Source organism: Streptomyces sp. NPDC093591 (genome assembly GCF_044764885.1).
GTDB lineage: Bacteria > Actinomycetota > Actinomycetes > Streptomycetales > Streptomycetaceae > Streptomyces.
Genome location: NZ_JBIWIY010000011.1, coordinates 142,927 through 159,501, shown reverse-complemented (window position 1 = coordinate 159,501; position 16,575 = coordinate 142,927). Strand labels below are relative to the sequence as shown.

15 protein-coding genes are annotated in these 16,575 nt (G+C 70.2%); 4 read left to right on the top strand and 11 right to left on the bottom strand.

The genetic code is table 11. The features are described from left to right. Positions 1–34 precede the first annotated feature (34 nt). Both dnaN and ACIREI_RS24100 read left to right on the top strand, forming a co-directional pair. Positions 35–1,210 carry a DNA polymerase III subunit beta gene (gene dnaN, locus ACIREI_RS24105; protein ID WP_403336318.1) on the top strand — a complete coding sequence of 392 codons (1,176 nt, stop codon included), beginning with the start codon at positions 35–37 and terminating at the stop codon, positions 1,208–1,210. Positions 1,211–1,332: 122 nt separating this feature from the next. Further along, on the top strand, positions 1,333–2,355 hold the full coding sequence (locus ACIREI_RS24100) for a sigma-70 family RNA polymerase sigma factor (protein ID WP_403336315.1): 1,023 nt from the start codon (positions 1,333–1,335) through the stop codon (positions 2,353–2,355). Here ACIREI_RS24100 and ACIREI_RS24095 read toward each other — a convergent pair. Further along, positions 2,239–2,625 carry an STAS domain-containing protein gene (locus ACIREI_RS24095; protein ID WP_403336314.1) on the bottom strand — a complete coding sequence of 129 codons (387 nt, stop codon included), beginning with the start codon at positions 2,623–2,625 and terminating at the stop codon, positions 2,239–2,241. The genes ACIREI_RS24100 and ACIREI_RS24095 overlap by 117 nt on opposite strands. 171 nt (positions 2,626–2,796) lie before the next feature. Between ACIREI_RS24095 and ACIREI_RS24090 the strand changes: the two genes are divergently transcribed. Continuing rightward, positions 2,797–3,717 (top strand): AEC family transporter, encoded by a 921-nt coding sequence (locus ACIREI_RS24090; protein WP_403336311.1) that lies wholly within the window; start codon positions 2,797–2,799, stop codon positions 3,715–3,717. A gap of 3 nt (positions 3,718–3,720) precedes the next feature. Here ACIREI_RS24090 and ACIREI_RS24085 read toward each other — a convergent pair whose 3' ends face one another. The 9 genes from ACIREI_RS24085 to ACIREI_RS24045 form a co-directional block, all read right to left on the bottom strand. Further along, entirely contained in the window at positions 3,721–4,305 is a 585-nt protein-coding gene (locus ACIREI_RS24085; protein ID WP_403336309.1) for a Uma2 family endonuclease, read from the bottom strand. A 96-nt stretch (positions 4,306–4,401) separates the two neighbouring features. Further along, complete coding sequence (locus ACIREI_RS24080) at positions 4,402–5,685, bottom strand: thymidine phosphorylase (protein WP_403336307.1); 1,284 nt, start codon at positions 5,683–5,685, stop codon at positions 4,402–4,404. Positions 5,686–5,780: 95 nt separating this feature from the next. Further along, positions 5,781–6,188, bottom strand: a complete 408-nt coding sequence (locus ACIREI_RS24075) for a cytidine deaminase (protein WP_403336305.1) — start codon at positions 6,186–6,188, stop codon at positions 5,781–5,783. Beyond that, the gene (locus ACIREI_RS24070; protein ID WP_403336303.1) at positions 6,185–7,462 is read right to left on the bottom strand and encodes an ABC transporter permease; all 1,278 of its coding nucleotides are present in this window, start codon (positions 7,460–7,462) and stop codon (positions 6,185–6,187) included. Before ACIREI_RS24070 ends, ACIREI_RS24075 begins: the two co-directional genes overlap by 4 nt. Continuing rightward, positions 7,459–8,583 (bottom strand): ABC transporter permease, encoded by a 1,125-nt coding sequence (locus tag ACIREI_RS24065; protein WP_403336300.1) that lies wholly within the window; start codon positions 8,581–8,583, stop codon positions 7,459–7,461. Before ACIREI_RS24065 ends, ACIREI_RS24070 begins: the two co-directional genes overlap by 4 nt. Next, on the bottom strand, positions 8,583–10,166 hold the full coding sequence (locus ACIREI_RS24060; RefSeq protein WP_403336298.1) for an ABC transporter ATP-binding protein: 1,584 nt from the start codon (positions 10,164–10,166) through the stop codon (positions 8,583–8,585). The genes ACIREI_RS24065 and ACIREI_RS24060 overlap by 1 nt, the downstream gene beginning before the upstream one ends. 223 nt (positions 10,167–10,389) lie before the next feature. Next, a complete protein-coding gene (locus ACIREI_RS24055; protein ID WP_403336295.1) occupies positions 10,390–11,439 on the bottom strand; it encodes a BMP family protein in 1,050 nt (349 codons plus the stop codon). 289 nt (positions 11,440–11,728) lie between these two features. Continuing rightward, on the bottom strand, positions 11,729–12,784 hold the full coding sequence (locus tag ACIREI_RS24050; RefSeq protein ID WP_403336293.1) for a BMP family protein: 1,056 nt from the start codon (positions 12,782–12,784) through the stop codon (positions 11,729–11,731). Between the two features lie 369 nt (positions 12,785–13,153). Further along, a complete protein-coding gene (locus ACIREI_RS24045; protein ID WP_403336290.1) occupies positions 13,154–14,383 on the bottom strand; it encodes a M20 family metallopeptidase in 1,230 nt (409 codons plus the stop codon). A gap of 304 nt (positions 14,384–14,687) precedes the next feature. Between ACIREI_RS24045 and ACIREI_RS24040 the strand changes: the two genes are divergently transcribed. Beyond that, positions 14,688–15,350, top strand: coding sequence for a class I SAM-dependent DNA methyltransferase (locus ACIREI_RS24040; protein ID WP_403336287.1), 663 nt, complete (start codon positions 14,688–14,690; stop codon positions 15,348–15,350). A 119-nt stretch (positions 15,351–15,469) separates the two neighbouring features. Here the strand turns inward: ACIREI_RS24040 and ACIREI_RS24035 are convergent, their stop codons facing one another. Next, complete coding sequence (locus tag ACIREI_RS24035) at positions 15,470–16,537, bottom strand: hypothetical protein (protein ID WP_403336751.1); 1,068 nt, start codon at positions 16,535–16,537, stop codon at positions 15,470–15,472. Positions 16,538–16,575 lie beyond the last annotated feature (38 nt).

Here is a 16,575-nt window from a genome sequence, read left to right as displayed (position 1 = left end):
CATTGACGACCGGCCTTGACCAGGGGGATTTCTGATGGAGTTCCGGATCGAACGCACCGCCTTCGCCGAGGCCGTGGGGTGGGCGGCACGAGCGCTGCCCTCGCGCACGCCGGTGCCGGTGCTGGGCGGCCTGCTGCTTGCGGCCGGCGCGGGGCGGCTCACCGTCTCCGGCTTCGACTTCGAGGCCGCGGCGCGCATCGGGGTGGACGCGGAGACGGCGTCGGCCGGGGAGGTGCTCGTGCCCGGGCGACGGCTGCTGGACATCTGCCGCGTACTGCCGGACGGGCCGGTGAGCTGCGCCCTGGAGGGGACGCGGTTCACGGTGACGGCGGGCGGCACCGAGTTCGGGATGTCGACGCTGCCGCGCGAGGAGTACCCGGCCCTGCCGTCCCAGCCGCCGGTGTACGGCAGTGTGGACGCCGCCGCGTTCGCGACGGCCGTCGGCCAGGTGGCCGTGGCGGCCGGCCGGGACGAGACACTGCCGGTGCTGACCGGCGTACAGCTGCGCCTGGACGGCGACTCGATGACGCTGTCGGCGTCGGACCGGTATCGGTACGCCGTACGGCGGGTGGAGTGGAAGCCGGAGGGCGACGCGACGGCCTCCGACGGTGCCGTGGACGCACTGGTGCCCGCGCGGCGGCTGCTCGAGGCCGCGCGGTCGCTGGGGCGCTGCGGAGTCGTCCGGGTGGGGCTGGATCGCGCGGGGGGCGGAGGCCTGGTCGGGTTCGAGGGCGGAGGCATGCGGGCCGTCGTACGGCTGCTGGACGGGCGGCTGCCGAAGTACGGGTCGCTGTTCGACACGGCGGGGGCGGCGGTCGCCGAGGTGGAGTGCGGGGCGCTGACGGAGGCGGTGCGGCGGGTCGCCGTGGTGGCCGAGGCGAGCGGTCCGGTGCGGATGGACTTCTCGGCCGACGGCTCCGTGCTGCTGCGGGCCGGGTTCGGGGACGACGTGGCGGCTCAGCGGCTGCCGGCCGTGCTGAACGGCGCGCCGGAGGTGACCGTGGCCTTCAATCCGGCGTATCTGCTGGACGCGCTGAACTCCTTCGACGCGCCGCGGCTGCGGATGGAGCTGCTGGGCACCGGACAGCGGGCACTGCTCAGCGCGGTCGGAGGCGGGGAACAGGGCGGCGGGCCGGATGGCGAGGGTGCGCAGGAGGACGTGCCTGCCGCGCACCGGCATCTGCTCATGTCGGTGAAGCAACTGGTCTGACAACGGCTCCGAGCTGGGCGTTTGTGCGCTCCGGGGGCCATTGTCAGTGCGCTGCGGTAGCTTCCGAGGTGTTGGGCGCGATGAGGCGCTCTTCGGGATAGGGCCACAGGGGTGGGTGGACGATGAGCGACGGTACGGCGACTACGACAAGGGACCTCGACGTCAGGCTGGAGAAGCACCGCGTCGAACTGACCGGGTACTGCTACCGCATGCTCGGCTCGTCCTTCGAGGCCGAGGACGCGGTGCAGGACACGATGGTCCGCGCCTGGCGGAGCTACGAGAAGTTCGAGGGGCGCTCCAGCCTCCGGTCGTGGCTGTACCGCATCGCGACGAACGTGTGCCTGGACATGCTGACCGCCGGCAACAAGCGGGCCAGGCCGATGGACCTGACGGAGTCGACTCCGCTGGCCCGGGCGGCGCTCTCGCCCCGCCCGGACAACACCTGGCTGGAGCCGATGCCGGACAGCCGGGTGCTGCCGACGACCGACGACCCGGCGGAGGCGGCGGTCGCCAAGGAGTCGGTGCGGCTCGCCTTCATGGCCGCCCTGCAGCAGCTGCCGCCCAAGCAGCGGGCGGTGCTGATCCTGCGCGAGGTGCTGGCCTGGAAGGCGAGCGAAGTCGCCGAGCTGCTCGGCACGACGGTCGCGTCGGTCAACAGCGCGCTGCAGCGGGCCCGCGCGACCCTCGCCGAGCAGCAGCAGCAGCCGGGCAGCGACGCCGCCGCCTCCGACCCGCTGGACGACGAGCAGCAAAAGCTCCTGGAGCGGTATGTCGCGGCGTTCGAGGGCTATGACATGACGGCCCTGACGGCCCTGCTGCACGAGGACGCCATCATGACGATGCCGCCGTTCGACCTGTGGCTGACGGGCGTCGAGGACATCACCGGCTTCATGACGACCCTGGGCGCCCCCTGCGCGGGCTCGCATCTGGTGCCGGTCCAGGTCAACGGGCTGCCGGGCTTCGCCCAGTACAAGCCGGACCCGGAGGCGGGCGGCTTCACTCCGTGGGCCGTGCAGGTGCTGGAGATATCAGAGGGCCGGATCACCGGATTCCACTGCTTCCTCGACACCAAGCGCTGGTTCCCGTTGTTCGGGCTCCCCCTCCTTCTCGAAGCGGAGGCCGACCAGGTCGAGGAGGGCGTGTAGGGCCGGGTCGGGGTCGCGCAGCCGTATCCGGCCGCCGGCCCGCCGGGCGGCCAGCTGCAGCCGCGCCAGCAGGTCGACGGCGCCGAGTCCCGGCGGCCCGAGCCCTCCGACGTCACACACCACGACCCCTGCCCCCGAGGCCTCCAGCAGCGCCCGCACGTCGTCGCACAGCCCTGCCACCTCGTCCCGGGTGACGGGTCCGACCAGCACGAGTACAGCGGGTGTCATGGCATCCACGATCGGTAGACCGGGCAGGCGGGCATAACTCATCGGAACGGGCGCCGGTCGCCGCTTCCCGCTGCTCATCGCATGTGCGCGGGGTGTCCGCCGACCGAGATCACGTTGACCCGCTCCCGTCCTTCCCCGGAGGGTTGGCTGTATGCCCCACGCATCAGCGCATCCCCGGGTACCCTGCGTGTTCCTCCCCGCCAAGGAGGCACCGTGCAAGGGGTGTTGACGGGGTTCGCGGTGATCGCGGTCGTCATCGGGGTGGGCTATGTGATCGGCCGGCGCGGTTACCTCGGCAGCCAGGGCCGCGAGGTGCTGACCAAGCTGGCCTTCCATGTCGCGTCCCCGGCCCTGCTCTTCACCACGCTGGCGCAGACCGACCTCTCGGTGATCTTCTCCAGCCGCCTGCTGGTCACGGCACTGAGCACGGCCGCGGCGGCCGGAGTCTTCGTCGCGGTCGGGGTCGTACGGCGCTGGGGCGTGGGCCGTACGACGATCGGCGCGCTGTGCTCCAGCTACGTCAACTCCGGCAACCTCGGCATCCCGATCGCGGTGTACGTGCTGGGCGACGCGTCGCTGGTGGCGCCGGTGCTGCTGTTCCAGCTGGTCGGGGTCACCCCGATCGCCCTGACGATCCTGGACCTGTCCGGCGAGGGCGAGAAGGGCCCACTGTGGCGGCGGCTGCTGACGCCCTTGCGCAACCCGATCGCGGTCGGCTCGCTGGCGGGGGTGGCGGTATCGGCGGCGGGGGTGAAGGTCCCGGCCCCCGTCCTGGACCCGCTGACCCTGATCGGCGGCATGTCGGTCCCGGCGGTCCTGCTGGCCTTCGGCATCTCCCTGTGCGGCAGCACGATGCCCGGCCGGGGCCCGGACCGGCAGCCGGTCCTGCTCTCGGTCGCGCTGAAGTCGGTGGGGCAGCCGGCTGCGGCGTGGGCGCTGGCGGCGGGGGTGTTCGGGCTGAGGGGGGCCGAGTTGCTGGACGTGGTGGTGACGTCGGCGTTGCCGGCCGCGCAGAACCTGTTCACGTATGCGTCGAGTTACGGGGTGGGTGAGCGGTTGGCTCGGGACTCGATTCTGGTATCGACGGTGTTGTCAGTGCCGGTACTGGTCGTGGTCGCGGCATTGCTGGGCTGAGGGTCAGTCGACCGGGAACTCGCCGGTGTCGATCGTCACGTCGAAGGGCTGCGGCAGCTTGATGGGATCGCCGAACTTCACGGCGCTCAGGACACGGTAGACATCGCCCTTCGGCTCTCCGTAGAGCGTCGCGGTGGGCCCTCCAGGAGCCCAGCGGTCGACGAGGATGTACAGCGGGATCCCTGCGGTGGCGTAGGCGGCGGGCTTGCTGACGCGGTCGTGACGGGCGTTGGACTTGGAGGTCACCTCGACGACGAGTTCGGCAAGGACTGCCGGGATGTGGGAGTCCGCCGCCGCGCACTCCCGCACGGGAGCCACGACCAGGTCAGGGATGAGCATGCCCAGACGTGACGGCACGGCGATCGCCAGTGTCTGGAAGATGCCCCAGTCCTCGGGGATCACGGAGTAGAGGCGACGCTGGATGCGTTCCGCGATCACGTTGTGGCGGGACGCGGGAGCAGGTGTCACGGTGACGATCCCCTCGATGATCTCCACCTTGCTGCCCTCGGGCCATTCCATCTCCTCCCAGAACCGGACGAGGTCGTCCCAGTTCTGGTCGGGGTCCTGGCTCACGGTGAGTGCGCTCATGGCGGTCTCCTTATCGGTGCGTCACCGATCCCAGCATGCCGAACGGGACCGGCGCAGGTCCACCGATCCCGTTCACCCGAAGGGGGAAACCCCAGGTCAGGCGATCCGCTCCAGCACCACCGGCGAAGCCGAGAAGTCCGTCCCCGGCGCCGCGATGTCGTACGAACCCTCCACCGACTGGAGCGCGTACTCGAAGCGCTCCGGCGTGTCCGTGTGCAGGGTCAGCAGGGGCTGGCCCTCGGTCACCGTGTCGCCCGGCTTGGCGTGCAGCTCGATGCCGGCGCCCGCCTGCACCGGGTCCTCCTTGCGGGCGCGTCCGGCACCCAGGCGCCAGGCGGCGACGCCGATGTCGTAGGCGTCGAGGCGGGTCAGGACACCGGAGGACGGGGCCTTGATCACGTGCTGTTCGCGCGCGACCGGCAGCTCCGCGTCCGGGTCGCCGCCCTGGGCCGCGATCATGCGGCGCCAGACGTCCATGGCCGAGCCGTCGGCCAGCGCCTTCGCCGGGTCGGCGTCACGGACCCCCGCCGCCTCCAGCATTTCGCGGGCCAGGGCGATCGTCAGCTCGACCACGTCAGCGGGGCCGCCGCCCGCCAGGACCTCCACCGACTCGCGGACTTCGAGGGCGTTGCCCGCCGTCAGGCCCAGCGGCGTCGACATGTCGGTCAGCAGGGCCACCGTCTTCACGCCGTGGTCCGTGCCCAGGCCCACCATCGTCGAGGCCAGCTCGCGCGCGTCCTCGATGGTCTTCATGAAGGCGCCGGTGCCGACCTTCACGTCCAGGACCAGCGAGCCCGTGCCCTCCGCGATCTTCTTCGACATGATCGACGAGGCGATCAGCGGGATGGCCTCCACCGTGCCCGTCACGTCGCGGAGCGCGTACAGCTTCTTGTCCGCCGGGGCCAGGCCGTCGCCCGCCGCGCAGATCACCGCGCCCGTGGTGTCCAGGACGTGCAGCATCTCCTCGTTGGAGAGCAGGGCCCGCCAGCCGGGGATCGACTCCAGCTTGTCCAGGGTGCCGCCCGTGTGGCCGAGGCCCCGGCCCGAGAGCTGGGGAACGGCGGCACCACAGGCCGCCACCAGGGGGGCCAGCGGGAGGGTGATCTTGTCGCCGACACCGCCGGTGGAGTGCTTGTCGGCCGTCGGGCGGGACAGGGACGAGAAGTCCATGCGCTCGCCGGAGGCGATCATCGCGGCGGTCCAGCGGGCGATCTCCCGGCGGTTCATGCCGTTGAGCAGGATCGCCATGGCGAGCGCGGACATCTGCTCGTCGGCGACCTCCCCGCGGGTGTACGCGTCGATGACCCAGTCGATCTGCTCGTCGCTGAGCTCGGCGCGGTCCCGCTTGGTGCGGATGACGGAGATGGCGTCCATGGCCATGGCTTGGCTTCCTTCCGAGGGTTCCAGAAGTCGTACGGCCCCGCCGGTCGCCCGGGCAACTGTCGCCTGGGCAACTCGGAGGGGCCGCACGGGAGTTACTTGGTGAGGTGGCCCGGCCCGAAGGCCTGGGGCAGCATCTCCGACAGCGGCAGGATGCCCGCCGGAGTCTCCAGCAGCAGATCCGGGCCGCCGAACTCGTACAGCAGCTGTCGGCAGCGGCCGCACGGGACCAGGGGGTCGCCGTCGCCGTCCACGCAGGTGAAGTGCGTCAGGCGGCCGCCGCCGGTGTTCTGCAGCTCCGAGACCAGCCCGCACTCGGCGCACAGGCCGAGGCCGTAGGACGCGTTCTCGACGTTGCAGCCGGTGACGGTGCGGCCGTCGTCGACCAGGGCCGCGACGCCGACCGGGTAGCCGGAGTACGGGGCGTACGCCCGGGACATGGCGTCCCGGGCCGCCGCGCGCAGCTTGTCCCAGTCGACGTCGTGGGAGGCGGCCGAGGTCACTTGCCCTGGCCCTTCCGGTACGGCAGGCCGTCCGCCTTCGGCATGCGCAGGCGTTGCGCCGACAGGACGAGGACGACGAGCGTGATGACGTACGGCGTGGCGGAGACGACCTGGTTGGGGACCTCGTTGGTGCCGGCGTACCAGGCGAACACCAGGGCGCCGAAGACCAGGCTGACCGCGGCCGAGACGTAGCTCTTGCGGATCACGAGCCAGATGGCGCCGATGATCAGCAGGAGCGCGCCGAGCAGCAGCAGGGCGTGGACGTTCTGGGAGCCGCCGCGCAGGTTGAGGCTGTCGGTGTAGCCGAACAGGCCGGCGCCGATGGCGAGGCCGCCCGGCATCCAGTTGCCGAAGATCATCGCCGCGAGGCCGATGTAACCGCGGCCGCTGACCTGGCCCTCCAGGTAGAAGGGGTTGGCCACGATGGACAGGAAGACTCCGCCGAGGCCGGCCAGGCCGCCGGAGATGATCACGGCGATGTACTTGTACTTGTAGACGTTCACGCCGAGGGATTCGGCCGCGACCGGGTTCTCGCCGCAGGAGCGCAGGCGCAGCCCGAAGGCGGTGCGCCACAGGATCCACCAGGTGGCGGGGATCAGGGCCACGGCGATCAGGGTCAGCCAGGAGACGTTGGTGACCAGGCCGCCGAGCAGGCCGGCGACGTCCGAGATGAAGAACCAGCCCTGGTTGTTGAGGTCGCGCAGCGCGTCGGACAGGCCCGGCACGGTGAAGTTGCCGAGGGAGTCGACCGCCGGGGACTGCTTGGCGGAGCCGCCCGCGTGGCCCTCGAAGGCGAGGGGCGCGAGGTAGCGGGTGGCGCCCAGGGCGAGGATGTTGATGGCCACACCGGAGACGATGTGGTTGACGTTGAAGGTGACGGTGACGAAGGCGTGGAGCAGGCCGCCGAGGCAGCCGCCGATGATGCCGACCAGGACACCGGTCCACGGGCCCCACTGGAAGCCGGCCCAGGCGCCGAACCAGGTGCCGAGGATCATCATGCCCTCGAGGCCGATGTTGACGACACCCGCCCGCTCGGCCCACAGACCGCCGAGACCCGCGAGGCCGATCGGCACGGCGAGCTGGAGCGCGGTGGACATCTGGCTGACGTTGGTGATGCCGTCGGCGCCGGTGATGATGCGGACGATCGAGGTCAGCGCCAGCGCTCCGGCGATGACCAGCAGCAGGACGGGCCACGACAGGCGGCGGCCCGTCGGAGCCGCGGGCTGCAGCGTGGGCTGGTTGACATCGACCGCTGAAGTCTGCGGGGTGGTCATCGGCCTGCCACCTCCTTCGTGGTGTTGTTGTCGGCGCCCAGGACGTTGCCGGCGGCCAGCTCCGCGCCGACCCGGCGCTGCTGGCGGCGCAGGCCCCACTCGCGTACGGCCTCGTAGGAGACGACGACCGAGAGCACGATCAGGCCCTGCATGATGACCGCGATCTCCTTGTCGTAGTCGTGGAAGTCCAGCTCGGGCGATGCCTTGTCGAGCCAGGCCCACAGCAGGGCGGCGAACGCGATGCCCACGGGGCTGTTGCGGCCGAGCAGCGCGATGCCGATGCCGAGGAAGCCGATGCCGGTGGGGAAGTTCAGGCTGTAGGTGTGGGTGTCGCCGAGCAGGATCGGCAGGCCGGCGAGGCCCGCGATGCCGCCGGAGATCAGCATGGCGGTGAGCACCATGCGCTTGGGGTCGACACCGCTGGCCGCGGCGGCCGTCTCCGAGGCGCCGGAGGCGCGCAGGTCGAAGCCGAAGCGGGTGCGGTTGAGGACGATCCAGTAGCCGACGCCGAGCAGCACGGCGAGGAAGACCAGGCCGTAGATCTCGCCGGCGTCGCCCATGTCGATGCCGGGGATCCAGCCGGACTCGTGCATCTCGCCGGTGGTGTTGTTGTTGCCGACCTTGACGCCGAAGACGTTCGGCAGCCACAGGTAGGCGATGACCGACGTGGCGATCGCGTTCAGCATGATCGTCGCGACGACCTCGCTGACGCCGCGGGTGACCTTGAGGACACCTGCGATGCCGGACCAGAAGGCGCCGGTGCAGACCGCGGTGAGGATCAGCAGCGGGACCTGGAGAGCGGCCGGCAGGTTCGCGTGGGCGCCGACGATGGCGGCCATCATGGCGGCGAGCTGGTACTGGCCGTCGACACCGATGTTGAACAGGTTCATCCGGAAGCCGATGGCCACCGCGAGGGCCGCGATGTAGTACATCGAGGCCTGGTTGATGATCAGCACCTGGATGTCGGAGAACGAGGCCTGCTCGAACATCAGGGTGTACGGCTCGACCGGGCTCTTGCCGGAGGCGACCAGCACGATCGCGCTGAGCACGAAGGCCACGGCGAGCGCGATGACCGGTCCGGCCACCGCGAGGAGCACGCGCTCCTTGTCGAACTTCTTCATCAGCGGGCCTCGTCTTCCGGAGACTCGGGAGACTTGCGGATCTCGGGCGCGTCCGGGGTCTCGGGGGTCTCTTCGTGTTCCAGGTGGCCGGTCGCGGCACCGGTCATGGCCGATCCGAGCTCCTCCGGCGTGATGGTGGCCGGGTCGGCGTCGGCGACCAGCTTGCCGTTGTAGATCACGCGGAGGGTGTCGGACAGGCCGATCAGCTCGTCCAGGTCGGCGGAGATCAGCAGCACGGCCAGGCCCTCGCGGCGGGCCTCGCGGATGTGGTCCCAGATGGCGGCCTGCGCGCCGACGTCCACACCGCGGGTGGGGTGCGCGGCGATCAGGAAGCGCGGCTTGTGGCTCATCTCGCGGCCGACGATCAGCTTCTGCTGGTTGCCGCCGGACAGGGAGGCGGCGGTGACGTCGATGCCGGGGGTGCGGACGTCGTACGCCTCGACGATGCGGCGGGTGTCCGCCTGCGCGGCCTTCGGGTCCAGCCAGACGCCCTTGGCGTTGGGCTTCTCGGTGACGTGGCCGAGGATGCGGTTCTCCCAGAGGGGGGCCTCCAGGAGTAGACCGTGGCGGTGGCGGTCCTCGGGGATGTAGCCGATGCCCTGCTCGCGGCGCTTGCGGGTGGCCCAGCCGGTGATCTCCTCGTCGATGAGGGTGATCGTGCCGGAGTCGGCGTGCTTGAGGCCGATGAGCGCGTCGACCAGCTCGGTCTGGCCGTTGCCCTCGACGCCTGCGATGCCCAGGACCTCGCCCGCGTGGATGGTGAAGGTGATGTCGTCCAGCAGGGCCTTGCCGCCGGCCGTCTCCAGGCGCAGCTTGTCCACCGTGATGACGGGGCGGTCGGTGACGGTCGACTCCGCCGTCTCCGGCGTCGGCAGCTCGCTGCCGACCATCATCTCGGCCAGCTGCTTCGGGGTGGTCTCGGAGGGGACGGCCGTACCGACCGTCGTTCCGCGGCGGATGACGGTGATCTCGTCCGCGACGGACAGCACCTCGCCCAGCTTGTGGGAGATGAAGATGACCGACAGGCCCTCGGCCTTCAGCTCGCGCAGGTTGTCGAAGAGCGCGTCGACCTCCTGCGGCACCAGGACGGCCGTGGGCTCGTCGAGGATCAGCGTGGTGGCACCGCGGTAGAGGACCTTGAGGATCTCCACGCGCTGGCGGGCGGCGACGCCGAGCTCCTCCACCAGCCGGTCGGGCTCCACACCGAGGCCGTAGCGCTCGGAGATCTCCTTGATCTTCTTGCGGGCCTTGGCGCCGATGCCGTACAGCTTCTCGCTGCCGAGCACCACGTTCTCGAGGACGGTGAGGTTGTCGGCGAGCATGAAGTGCTGGTGCACCATGCCGATGCCGCGGACGATGGCGTCGGCCGGCGACGAGAAACTGACCTGCTCGCCGTGGATCGCGATGGTGCCCTCGTCCGGCTTCTGCATGCCGTAGAGGATCTTCATCAGCGTCGACTTGCCGGCGCCGTTCTCGCCGACGAGGGCGTGGACGGTGCCCTTGCGGACGGTGAGGTGGATGTCGTGGTTGGCCACGACGCCCGGGAATCGCTTGGTGATTCCGGCGAGTTCGACGGCGGTCACCTGACCGTTGACCGCCGCGCCGGCCGGAGGGCTGCTGGACGCGTTGATGGCGCACTCTCCTGGGGACGGGGGTCGTCTACGCGCGTAGCGCCCCTATGGCCTGAAAGGGGGCCGACGCACCGCGACAACGGGGTACGGGGAAGGCCTCCCGCGGGAGAGCCTCCCCGTACCCCGTCGAGCGGACGTAACCCCGGGGTTACCGCTGCTCAGGGTGTTGCGGTAGTCAGCTCGTCTTGACCTTGATCTCGCCCTTGACGATCTTCTCCTTGGCCGTCTTGATGGCTTCCTGGACCTCGGTGTTGTCCGCGAACTTCGGGTTGGAGTTCGACAGGCTCACCTGGCCGGTCTTCAGATCGCCACGAACGATACCGGTCGCGGGCTTACCGTCCTCGACCGACTTCGCCAGGTTGTAGACCGCCTTGGCGACGTCCTTCATCGCCGAGGTCAGGATGGAGTCCTTGTACTTGGCGAGGGCTTCCTGCTTGTACTGGTCGGAGTCGACGCCGATCGCCCACACCTTGTTGGCGGCGGCGGCCTCGATGACGCCCTGACCGGACAGACCGGCGGCCGCGTAGACGACGTCGGCCTTCTTCTCGATCTGGCCCTCGGCGGCCGACTTGCCCTTGTCAGGGCTGGAGAAGCCACCCTCCTCCGCGGTCTGCGTGAGGTACTGGGAGAGGACCTTGACCTTGGGGTTCGTGTCCTTGACGCCCTGCTCGAAGCCGGCCTGGAACTTGTGGATCAGCGGGATGTCCACACCGCCCACGAAGCCGACCGTGTTCGTCTTGGTGCTCTTGGCGGCGGCGACACCGGCCAGGTACGAGGCCTCCTCCTCGGAGAAGACCAGGTCGGCCACGTTCTTCGCCTGGACCGTGGAGTCGTCGACGATGCCGAAGGTGGTGTCGGGGAACCGCTCCGCGGCGCCCTTCACGGCGGCGGCGTACGCGTAGCCGACACCGATCACCGGGTTGTAGCCCTGCTTGGCCAGCGACACCAGTCGCTGCTCCTTGTCGGCGTCCGTCTCGCCCTCGGTGGGCTCGAGGTCGGCGGTGTCGTACTGGAACTCCTTCTTCGCCTGCTCCAGGCCCGCGTAGGCGGCGTCGTTGAAGGACTGGTCGCCCTTGCCGCCGACGTCGTACGCGATGGCGAGGCCCTTGTCGCCCTTCGACTCCGACGACGAGGCCGAGGTCGAGGTGCCGCCGCAGGCGGAGAGCGCGAGGGCCAGAGAGGCGGTCGCTGCGCCTGCGACCGTGATCCGGGAAATCCGGCGCATGTGTAGAGCTCCTGTCGTACAAGCGCCGGACGGTACAGCTCGGTACAGCTTCACAGCTACGGCGCTGGCTTTCGCCGCAGATTAACGCGCGTAGACTCCCCTGAAAACCCCTTCTGTCCACCTTGTTATGCGCCCGTGGCCAACTCCACGCGAGGCCTTGACCAAGGGCTTGCCGACAGCAAAGGGGAGGTGGCGGTGGGTGATCCGGCCGCCGGTCGCCGCGCCGGGAACGGCGCAGCGGGCGGCATCCGAGGACGCCGCCCGCTGCACAGTCGTTGTACGACCGTGACTACTCCGTCTTGACCTTGATGGAGCCGTCGATGATGCCTTCCTTGGCCTTCGCCACGGCGTCCGAGAGACCCGAGATCTTCGCGAACTCCGGGTTGGACTCGGACAGGCCGACGCCGTTGACCTTCAGGTCGAAGGTCTGGGTGCCGGTCAGCGGCTTGTCGTCGTGGACGGACTTGGCCAGCGCGTAGACCGCGCCGCCGACGTCCTTGAGGGCGGAGGTCAGGATGTAGTTCTTGTAGTTGGCCAGAGCCGCCTGCTTGTACTGGTCGGAGTCGACGCCGATCGCCCAGACCTTGGCCTTGGCGGCGGCCTCGATGACGCCCTGACCGGAGAGACCGGCCGCCTGGTAGACGACGTCGGCCTTCTTCTCGATCTGGCCCTCGGCGGCGGCCTTGCCCTTGTCGGGGCTGGAGAAGCCACCCTCCTCGGCCGTCTGGGTCAGGTACTGCGAGACGACCTTGACCTTGCCGCCGCTGGTGTCCTGGACACCCTGCTTGTAGCCGGCCTCGAACTTGTGGATCAGCGGGATGTCCACGCCGCCCACGAAGCCGACCGTGTTGCTCTTGGTGGCCTTGGCCGCCGCGACGCCGGCCAGGTACGAGGCCTGCTCCTCGGCGAAGACGAGGGAGGCGACGTTGCTGCCCTCGACCACGGAGTCGACGATGCCGAAGGTGGTCTTCGGGTACTTCTTGGCCACGGCCTCCATCGCGGGGCCGTAGGCGAAGCCGACGCCGATCACCGGGTTGTAGCCCTGCCTGGCCAGCGAGGACAGCCGCTGCTCCTTGTCGGCGTCCGTCTCGCCCTCGGTGGGCTCGACGTCGTCGGTCTGGTAACCGAACTCCTTCTGAGCCTTCTGCAGACCGGCGTACGCGGCGTCGTTGAAGGACTGGTCGCCCTTGCCGCCGATGTCGTACGCGATGGCGAGACCCTTGGCGTCGCCACTGGTGTCGCTGTCGCTACCGCTGTCGCTGCTGGTACCACCGCACGCCGTGGCGGCGAGCGCGATCGACGCGACCCCCACCGCGACACGGGTCAGTTTGGATGTCCGACGCATCGTGAAGTCCCCATTCTCCAAGCCCCGCAGTGGGTGCTGAGTTCGGCGCACATTAACGCGCGTAGACACTCCTGGGAACGGGGTTTCGTCTTGCCGTTATCCATTCGTGCCGATGGCCGGTTACGTCCTTGTGAACCACCGGATCGAAAGGCACGCATGGGGCGACTCCCCCCGTCGCCCACCGCACGCTCCGTGCACCAGGGATGCCTTCACCGTGATGTCGCCCAGGACCGCCAGCCATGCGGTCAGACTCCCTCCGCTTCCCGTCGACCGCAAGCGGAGTGGACGGCGCGGCGTCGAGTGCGGTCGTCCGGACTCCGCCGAACGAGCGCACCCCGTACGACGGCGAAGTCGCTCCGGATGCTCGACCTACTCGACGGCGTCGAGCAGCGCCGCCGCCGTGAAGAGCTCCACGCCCACCGTGATGGCCGACTCGTCGACATCGAAGTCGCCCTGGTGCAGGTCACGGCCGATCCGGTCACCCGGCGTGCGTACCCCCAGGCGGGCCATGGCGCCGGGGACGTGCTCCAGGTACCAGGAGAAGTCCTCGCCGCCGAGGCTCTGCTCGGTGCCCTCGACGGAGTCGGCGCCGAGCCGGGCGGTCATGGCGGCGCGCAGGAGGTCGGTCGCGGCGGGGTCGTTGACGACGGGCGGGACGCCGCGGATGTAGTTGATCTCCGACTTGGCGCGGTGGAGGTTGGCGATCTCGTCGATGGCGGCGACGACGAGGTCGGGTGCCTGCCGCCAGGCGTCGAGGTCGAGGCAGCGGACGGTCCCCTCGAGCTCGGCGTGCTGCGGGATGACGTTCGGCGCGTGGCCGGACTCGATGCGCCCCCAGGTCACGGCGAGACCGCTGCGGGCGTCGGTGCGCCGGGCGACCAGCGCGGGTACGTCGGTGACGACCCGGGCGGCGGCGGTGACGAGGTCGGTCGTGAGGTGGGGGCGAGCGGTGTGCCCGCCCGGCCCGTCGAGGGCGATTTCGAGCCGGTCGCAGGCGGATGTGATGGCGCCCTGCCGCAGCCCGATCTTCCCGGCGTCCACCTTGGGGTCGCAGTGCACGGCGAGGATCCGGCCCACCCCTTCGAGCACCCCGCACTCGATGACGTCGGCGGCGCCTCCGGGGAGCACCTCCTCGGCGGGCTGGAAGAGCAGCCGGACGGGGCGGGGCAGCTGCCCGCGCTTGTGGAGCTCGGCCAGCACCAGCCCCGCACCGAGGACCACGGCCGTGTGGACGTCGTGGCCGCAGGCGTGCGCCCGGTCGGGGACGGTCGAGCGGTACGGGCACTCACTCTTCGTGTCCGGGATGGGCAGGCCGTCGATGTCGGCGCGCAGGGCGAGCACGGGCCGCTCGCCGTCCGGCTCCCCGACGTCCCCGATGTCACAGATGAGCCCGGTTCCGATGGCGAGCACGCGGGGCTGGAGGCCGGCCTTCTCCAGGCGGGCCTTGATCGCGGCGGTCGTACGGAACTCCTGGTTGCCGAGCTCCGGGTGCATGTGCAAGTCGCGCCGGAACTCGATGAGTTCGGCACGGAGCGCCTCCGGCAGGGTGCCGGGAAGTGCGGCTTCCCCGGTGTGATCGGCCTCGGTCTCTGGGGACATCAGTTGGTTCACCCTCTAAAGGGTAGGACGCTGGGGTGGCCAACTGACCCTCGATCAACAAAAGTTCAACCCGTTTGGGGAAGAAAATCTGGCCGCCCGACGCATAGGTATCGGTTTGGGTGGGTAAACTCGCGCGGCTTTCCACCCCGCCGATCATGGAATCGACGGGGACGGAGAGTGACGGTGCCTAGCCTCCACTCCTCCACGCTTACCACGTCGCGAACAGAACCGTCGGTTGTGTTCGCCTGTCGGGATCGCACACCCCCGGTGAATTCGCGGACGCCCGTCCCCCGGTCGCACTAGGGTGCGCCTCGTGACCGCCGACTTCCTGCAGGCCACCCGAGCCTCGTACGACGCCATCGCGCCGGCCTACGCGGACCGCTTCTCCGACTGGCCGGCCGACAGCACGCCTCTGGACCGCGCCCTGGTCACCGCCTTCGCCGAGCTGGCCGACGAGCACGCCCCGGCGCCGGTCGCCGACCTCGGCAGCGGCCCCGGCTCCGTCACCGCCCACCTGCACACCCTCGGCCTGCCCGTCTTCGGCGTCGACATCTCCCCCCGGATGGTGGAGCTGGCCCGCCGCGCGCATCCCGAACTCCGCTTCCACGTCGGCTCGATGACGTCCCTGGACCTGCCGGACGAGACGCTGGGCGGGATCATCGCGCTGTACTCGCTCATCCACATCCCGGATGATCACCTGATCCCGACCTTCACCGGCTTCCACCGGGTACTGCGGCCCGGCGCCCCGGTCCTGCTGGCGTTCCAGTCCGGCGACTGCGAGGACCGCCTCCACCTGAGCGAGCGCTTCGGCCAAAAGATCACCCTCGACTACTTCTGGCGCACCCCAGCCACAGTCACCACCGCCCTGACGAAAGCCGGCCTCCACCTCCAGGCCCAAATCCGACGCGAACCGACAGCCGAGGAAACCCGCCCCCGCACCTTCCTCCTGGCCCGCAAGCCGGCGTAATCCGGGGTTGGCAGCTTTGGGCCAACATCGACGCCGATCCTGCCTGCTCACGGCCAATCGGAGCTGACCCAACTCCGCCAATTCCAAATCCGTAGCGGGCTCGCCTCGCGTGTTCCGGGCTAGGCCGTGACGGCCGAGAGGCGGTGCACGTCCCTTGCGGTTCCCGTCACGCCCGAGAGGAAGCCCTGTGCTCGCGGTGAGGCGTTGTCCGTCAGCCATGCCGGGTCGATGTCGCATACCGCCACCCGTACCTCCGTGCCGGTCAGCGCGAGGGGCAGGGTGTGGACGACGGTCGACGGGAAGCTGAGGATGGTCCGGCCGATCGGGCCGCGGCGGGCGATCAGCTCCAGCGGGAGGTCCGGGCGTACGACCTCCAGGCCCGTCTCGACCGCCAGTCGGTGGAGCTTCTCGGCGCTCTCGCGGCGGTGGGCGAAGTAGCGAGTCGCGCCGTGGGCCTTGGCCAGGGAGCGGACGGCCTCCAGGTAGCGGTCGTTGTCCACGACGCCGGTCTCGACGAGGGACGTGCCGACCATGTCCGCGCCCTTGGTGATGCGGGGCGGGCCGAAGCGGTCGCGGGTCCAGGCGAAGGTGTTGGCGGTGACCGTCACGCCGTCCGGGGTCTCCTCCATCGGCATCGAGGAGAAGATCTCGACCGTCCGCCGCTCGCTCGGCGTCAAACGCTTCCGAGCCGCCGACGACACCGGCGCGAAGAGCAGGTCGCGGGGGCCGGGGCGGCCGCCCTTGCGGTGCCAGCGCACCAGGCGCTCACCGCGGGCGAGCTGGGCGACGAACTCCATGGTGGCCGTGCCGTCGTCGACGACGACCAGGTCGCGGGCCTTGGTGATGGTCAGGAGCAGCTGGACGTAGCGGGAGAAGGGGTCGCCCAGGACCACGCGGTGGGCTCGGCGGAGCAGGCCCGCGAGGCCGCCGATCGTCTGGAAGGGGGCCGCCGCGCCGCCGCGCGCCTCCTCCCAGCGGACCTCGTGCCCGTCCTCGCGGGCCAGCTCGGCCATCCGGCGCAGCTGGCCGCGGGTCATGGGGTCGTTCGGGGACAGGACGACGAGGGTGAGTCCCGCGCCGCCGGTATGCGCGTGGGCGTGCGCCCACTCGAGCACGTTCAGGAGCTGTACCGGGCTCTCGACGAAGGCGAGAGTGTGGGGGCCGGTGTTCCCGGCTCGGTGGCTCATCGACGTACGACCGTCCCGTCGTAAGGCGCTCATGCGGC

Excerpts from the sequence above, each read along its gene's own strand:
- ACIREI_RS24095 (WP_403336314.1), bottom strand. The coding sequence starts at position 2,625 with ATGAGTTATGCCCGCCTGCCCGGTCTACCGATCGTGGATGCCATGACA.
- ACIREI_RS24065 (WP_403336300.1), bottom strand. The coding sequence starts at position 8,583 with ATGAAGAAGTTCGACAAGGAGCGCGTGCTCCTCGCGGTGGCCGGACCG.
- ACIREI_RS24045 (WP_403336290.1), bottom strand. The coding sequence starts at position 14,383 with ATGTCCCCAGAGACCGAGGCCGATCACACCGGGGAAGCCGCACTTCCC.
- ACIREI_RS24055 (WP_403336295.1), bottom strand. The coding sequence starts at position 11,439 with ATGCGCCGGATTTCCCGGATCACGGTCGCAGGCGCAGCGACCGCCTCT.
- ACIREI_RS24035 (WP_403336751.1), bottom strand. The coding sequence starts at position 16,537 with ATGAGCCACCGAGCCGGGAACACCGGCCCCCACACTCTCGCCTTCGTC.
- ACIREI_RS24050 (WP_403336293.1), bottom strand. The coding sequence starts at position 12,784 with ATGCGTCGGACATCCAAACTGACCCGTGTCGCGGTGGGGGTCGCGTCG.
- ACIREI_RS24085 (WP_403336309.1), bottom strand. The coding sequence starts at position 4,305 with ATGAGCGCACTCACCGTGAGCCAGGACCCCGACCAGAACTGGGACGAC.
- ACIREI_RS24100 (WP_403336315.1), top strand. The coding sequence starts at position 1,333 with ATGAGCGACGGTACGGCGACTACGACAAGGGACCTCGACGTCAGGCTG.
- ACIREI_RS24070 (WP_403336303.1), bottom strand. The coding sequence starts at position 7,462 with ATGACCACCCCGCAGACTTCAGCGGTCGATGTCAACCAGCCCACGCTG.
- ACIREI_RS24080 (WP_403336307.1), bottom strand. The coding sequence starts at position 5,685 with ATGGCCATGGACGCCATCTCCGTCATCCGCACCAAGCGGGACCGCGCC.
- dnaN (WP_403336318.1), top strand. The coding sequence starts at position 35 with ATGGAGTTCCGGATCGAACGCACCGCCTTCGCCGAGGCCGTGGGGTGG.